At 56.3% G+C, this 5,096-nt stretch carries 4 protein-coding genes and 1 pseudogene; 3 read left to right on the top strand and 2 right to left on the bottom strand.

Going from position 1 to position 5,096, the window contains the following annotated elements:
- Positions 1-188: 188 nt before the first annotated feature.
- Positions 189-286: pseudogene (locus AYK65_RS33290) on the top strand (DUF3606 domain-containing protein); the annotation flags it as partial.
- Between the two features lie 1,369 nt (positions 287-1,655).
- On the opposite strand, the gene AYK65_RS24130 reads toward AYK65_RS33290, so the two are convergent.
- A complete protein-coding gene (locus AYK65_RS24130) occupies positions 1,656-2,585 on the bottom strand; it encodes a class I SAM-dependent methyltransferase (RefSeq protein ID WP_139793331.1) in 930 nt (309 codons plus the stop codon).
- 165 nt (positions 2,586-2,750) lie between these two features.
- Between AYK65_RS24130 and AYK65_RS24140 the strand changes: the two genes are divergently transcribed.
- Positions 2,751-2,963, top strand: a complete 213-nt coding sequence (locus AYK65_RS24140; protein ID WP_139793332.1) for a hypothetical protein — start codon at positions 2,751-2,753, stop codon at positions 2,961-2,963.
- 145 nt (positions 2,964-3,108) lie between these two features.
- On the opposite strand, the gene AYK65_RS24145 is transcribed toward AYK65_RS24140, so the two are convergent.
- Entirely contained in the window at positions 3,109-4,035 is a 927-nt protein-coding gene (locus AYK65_RS24145; RefSeq protein ID WP_081161653.1) for a nucleotidyltransferase and HEPN domain-containing protein, read from the bottom strand.
- Positions 4,036-4,546: 511 nt separating this feature from the next.
- Here AYK65_RS24145 and AYK65_RS24150 point away from each other — a divergent pair.
- The coding region (locus tag AYK65_RS24150; RefSeq protein ID WP_139793341.1) for an AI-2E family transporter at positions 4,547-5,096 on the top strand (550 nt) is incomplete at its 3' end.

The following is a 5,096-nucleotide window of genomic DNA, read 5'->3' on the forward strand; positions in this document are numbered from 1 at the left end:
AATCTCCGCGGTAACAACCGGGCGGTTACGGTCGGTGTAGGAGGGGCGCACTCGCAGTAGTCTCATCTTTTCTTTGTGGGCCATGTTCTGCCTCCCTTGATCTGGTCAAGACCTCACGCGGCCTGAGGTTCCGGCCCTCGTCGCAAGTGATCGGCTCCTATCCTTGATGTTTGATCATGGAGGAAAGCATGGCAGACGATCCGAAGAAGAAAGGCCGCGACCGCGCGGGCTGGTTTCCGAACAGGAGCACGAGGTCGCCTGCATCATGAGGACGGCAAAGGTTTCGATTCCCGGGGCCTGCAACCAAGTTCTGGGCAACGAGAGCTGGTGATGTGCGTCACTCTTCCCAAAGCATTTCCATGATCTCGTCAGGCGATTCCGGAACCTGGAGCGTCATGCAACTCCCGTTGTTTAGCCGCGAAGGTAACGAGGGTAGTGCGCCGTTGCCCTTCCACCCGCTGAAGCAGCTTGGTAGCTCGCCAGCCTGAAGAACACACCATGACCGCCACCTACGCGGTAGCGTGGTCATGTTCGTTTGGAGCCAACAACAGGCTGCGAAGACCCTGCGACTCGGCTATGGCCCCTTCCCAAAGAAGGGGCACCATGAAGACAAAATATATACTCATTGCCTTAATGCTTGCTGTCTCCGGTTGCTCGAAAACCGTAGTCGTTGATTTAGAGACAGGCCCGACCGGAAAACTCACGAATGTGTTTGTGAGCGAGTCGTCATTTGATCCCAAAAACCTACCGCATCGCGGTTCAAATGGCTCGTGAGGCATTTGCGAGACGCGTGCCTTCACCGTTGCCCAATCATAAATATGTTCAGCGTGTTGAGGTGAATGGCGAGCCGCCGCAAAGACAATGATGCCGAGATGGTGGCAGCGTTGCTTCTTTTCAGCAGGCCGGGCAACTATTGAAATCGCCTCGCTACCGCTACAAGGCAGAGTATATGATTTGGGCTATTATATCAGCTCTGGCGTTTTATCTCGGACTGCTGAACACTATCCTCGCACGTGTTGTAGGAACGTGTACACAAGGCGACGCAGATCGCCTTTGGGGCGTGCTGATATCTATTCCTCTCTTTCTTCTTGCCGTGATTGCGCTGTCGCAGACCAGATATCCTAGGGGGACGGCAATTGTCTGCGTCCCCGCTTTCCTCCTTATGCTTTGGCAAGCTGCGTTCGCAGCCAAGCTCTCATTCGAAATTTTGGTCCATAACTCCAGCGCCTGTGAGGTTCTCGAAGGCATGCCTTACGAAAACAGCGGCGACGAGATCGCATTTGCCGTTCTTTGGCCGCTCGTAGGATTTGGAACGCTCGTCGCGATGGCTTTAGTGTACTTCTTGCGGAGAATGCATTCTCCTGTGCGCCAGAGATAAAGAAGTTACTGCTGATCGACTGACAACTGACAACAACGGCTACGCGGTCTTCACCGAATGATTACGAGGGGTAAACGTCGGCACGGCTATACCGGCTGACTCTATCCTCTTTTCGGTCGCGGTTGAGGAACGTATATCGGTTAGTTCGCGCGCTATCCTACCGGTGAAATCGATCTCGATGCCTATAATAGCTTCACCGGGAGGCAATGCTTTCACAGCTTCACACATTTCCGCTGTGATAAGAATGGCGCGCGGCAAAGAATCCGCGCCTCCGGCCTTACCTCTTGCGGAGGAAAGCCACGCTGGGAATACCCTGGTCATTTTTTAAGACCTGCAACAGATCACAGAACGAAAGGAGGATCTGGTAGGCAGGGGCTGTTGACGGCCATTCGATGTCGTCCATGACGATAATCCCGCCGCTACACACCTTTGTCGCATATTGGATTACGTCCGTTGCTGCATTGATGATCGAGTGGCTCCCGTCGATGTGAAGAAAATCGATAGTGTCGAAGAGGTGGCTTACTTTAGTGGATGACGCCTCTATGATACAAACTTGGCTGGTCAGGTCGTGGCGGGCGGCGAAGGTGTAAACTCCTTTTTTGATCCGCGGGAAATCGACGCTGGCCCACCATGCGTCGTTCACTGCACTCGTCGCGTTTTCGACGGCAGTCTCTGCGCTCCAACTCTCAATTCCATAGATCTTGCCGTGCCCATTCTCCTTGAGAGCTGCGGCGCAGGGGAATAATGATCGTCCGCCATAAACTCCAATTTCCACACAAATCCCTGGCTTTTCTCGGCGAATATGCTCGGCCATGGTGTGGGCTTTTTCTGGTGTGCACCAGCCCTCCAGCTCGGCGCCTGACGCTTCGATGGTCCGTTCTACAATGTCCTTTTGTTCGTCGATGCTGTGCAACTCCACTGAGTTCAGCTCTACTGAGATGTTGTGCAACGTGTCGGCAAAAATCTGCGGATGCACCTCGAGTGTATCGGCCTCCAGAAGGTCAGAAAGAGAAAGGCCGGCTTTTTCTGCAAGGTAAGAACAGTGCTTTCGAACTTCGTCTACCGCCGGCGTAACCACATTACGTTCGAGCAAATCAAGAGCGTTTTTGATGGTAACAAGAGCTTCCTTTTCGGAAGCGACGATAATGCTCTTCCGGTGCAGATGCGTTGCGCCTGCTGACAGCGCCTCAAAACCTCGTTCGAACAATATCCCCTCCCAGGTTGAAGTGCGAAAATCGATACATGGGGTGCAATTGATTTCCAATAGTTTTTTTACGTCTCCCACTGTATGGCCTAGGCTCGGCTTGAGCCGAAGTGAAGAGTGATGCTACTGCATCCGTTTGCTACTTACGGCCAGGATGAGGATTACTCAATGAGCACTTGCAGGATCATAATCTTTGCGCGCAATCCGAAGACGGGAGAGACACGGCTGCCTCTCTCTGGACTGGAATTCGCCGACGAAGAGGGGGAGGAAGAGGCTAAGAGGCTGCTGGAAGTCTATCGCCGGGGATATCCAGATGATTGGGAGCTGTCGCTCTATCAGCCCTTAGGCGAGACGGTGAAAGGCGGCGCTAAAGGCGCCTGATTAGCAGACAGAATCGCACCGAATTGAGACCCGGCGGGGCTTCTCCTACACAAAGGAGACAACACGACCAATCCCGCCTTGCCACGCTCGGTGGCGGTTCTGCCGCCGGCATCGCGCGGGAGGTCCAAGCTATGAACGAAGAACGTTAGTTGGCGCCGCTCAGCTGCGCCAACTCGGCCACCCGTTCCTTGCAGGTCGCCTCAACGAGACGGCGAAGATCTTCGGACCGCTCCAGAAGCCAGGAGAGCGCTTCCTCGGTGATCTCGAAGTGCTTGGAGTAGCGGGCCTTCACATAGGCCTCATTGAGGATGTTGTACCAGGCCGCGAAGCGGTGCTGAGCCCTCGGCCAAGCCTCAACGAGCCGGCGGTCTTGATCCTCCGCAAGACCGCGAAGAAACTTCAGGTTATGGGAAGGCGGGCTGTAGTTAGTGAGGGTGAGGAGCAGCGCCGAGTATAATCGCTCGATGGCTTGGTGCAATGTGAATGCTGCATCCTTTCCCCATTCCGGATCTTCCTGCATTTTTTTGAGGTGGAAGCGCGCTGTCTCCAGCAGGCGCTCCGACGCCGGCAGCATCGTGGAATAGTGTTTAGCTGCCGCTTGATAGCGCTCCATTGGGCTAAGCCGCTTCGGCTCAGCCAGCGGTCGGTCGTCGAGCTCGTACAGCACGATGCCCTCGCGCAGAATGTCGACAAAAAAATACTGCCCATCGGCCAGGAAATTGTTCACCTCGCGGGCGCCATGGACAATCAGCCCGACCGGCGTCCTCACATCCTTGTCCCATAACAAGCGATCGGTCGCTTTGTCCCAATATTCCGCTGCGGCGAGCTTCTTCGTGTTGACGATGACGAGAATGTCATAGTCAGAACGGTAGCCCTTCATCGTGTGTGGCTCGTCCACCCAGGTGCCGCGGGCATAGGAGCCGAACAGGATGATTTTTTGGATCCGCCCGCGCTTTTTGAAGCCCGCGGAGCTTCCCTCAAGGGCATCGGCAAACTCCTCGTGGATAATCTCGACGACGCGGGCAAGCTCACGCTGCTTCTTCTCCGGCAGATGTTCTAGGCTCGATCTCATATCCAATCGATAGGGCAAACATGACTCGTCGTCTACTGTCTGTTTTCATTGGGTTTTAAGCCCTAGTGTGGTGTGCCACTTGATATCGGAGGCATGCAGCGGCGGAAATCTCGGTCGTTTTTAGGTGTGTTTCGGGAAGATCAGACCCATTTCCGCCTTTTTCTAACAAGAACCCTCCAGGTCCCTTGACGTCTTCACCGATCGTCGTTTCGTCCTCCTCGTGCCGCTGAGGCAGCCACCGCACTCCCTCGCGGTTCTTACTTCACTCGCTCCAGGATGGAGGAGGGGGCGTTCGTGTGTGGTCTGTGGCCTTTTGGCGAAAGAACCGCTGAAGACGTGCAGAATTGCTTCGTGGGAACTGCCGAGGCGATCAGGGGGTGAGTTGCAGAGCGCGGAACCGCATTGTTGCCACTTGCCCTGCGTGGTGCACTCGCTGGTTCCGGTCGGTTGTTTTCTGTTGTATTGGCGGGGCACACATCCCCAAGTGACGGCTTCTTTCGGAGGGCTACAGGTGCAATTGGGCAATCGTGAACGAGAAAACGCTCCCGTGGAGCCGCGGCTCTTCGGGCAGGCGGCCCACTCGCGCTCTGCCCTCGTCGTGCCGATCTCGGCCGCCCGCTGGCTGCTCGTCCTGGTGCTGCTCGCCGGCGTATATTTCTTCCACGGTTTCGTGGTGCCGGTGCTCGCGGCCGTCGTCATCGGCTTTGCGAGCTGGCCCGTCTATCGCCGGCTGCTCCAGGCTGTGAACGGCAATCGCACCCTTGCCGCAACCATTGCCCTCGTCTCGGTGGTCGCCTTCATCGTCGTGCCGATCTCGCTCGCTGCGGTCTATGCGGTGGACGAGGTGCGTGACTGGCTCGTCTGGGCGGTCGCGACCAACGAGAACGGCGCGCCAGTCCCCGCCTGGCTGACGACGATCCCCGTCGCCGGTTCCTGGCTTGGCGAGCAATGGGTCAAATATGTCGGCCATCCCGGCGCCCTCGGCGAGCTCGTGCAGCTCGTCAGCGGCTCGAATATCGGTAACATCTATCGCGGCGTGCTGGTGATCGGCGCCTCCGCCT

It is taken from the genome of Ensifer aridi (assembly GCF_002078505.1).
Taxonomy (GTDB): Bacteria; Pseudomonadota; Alphaproteobacteria; order Rhizobiales; family Rhizobiaceae; genus Sinorhizobium; species Sinorhizobium aridi.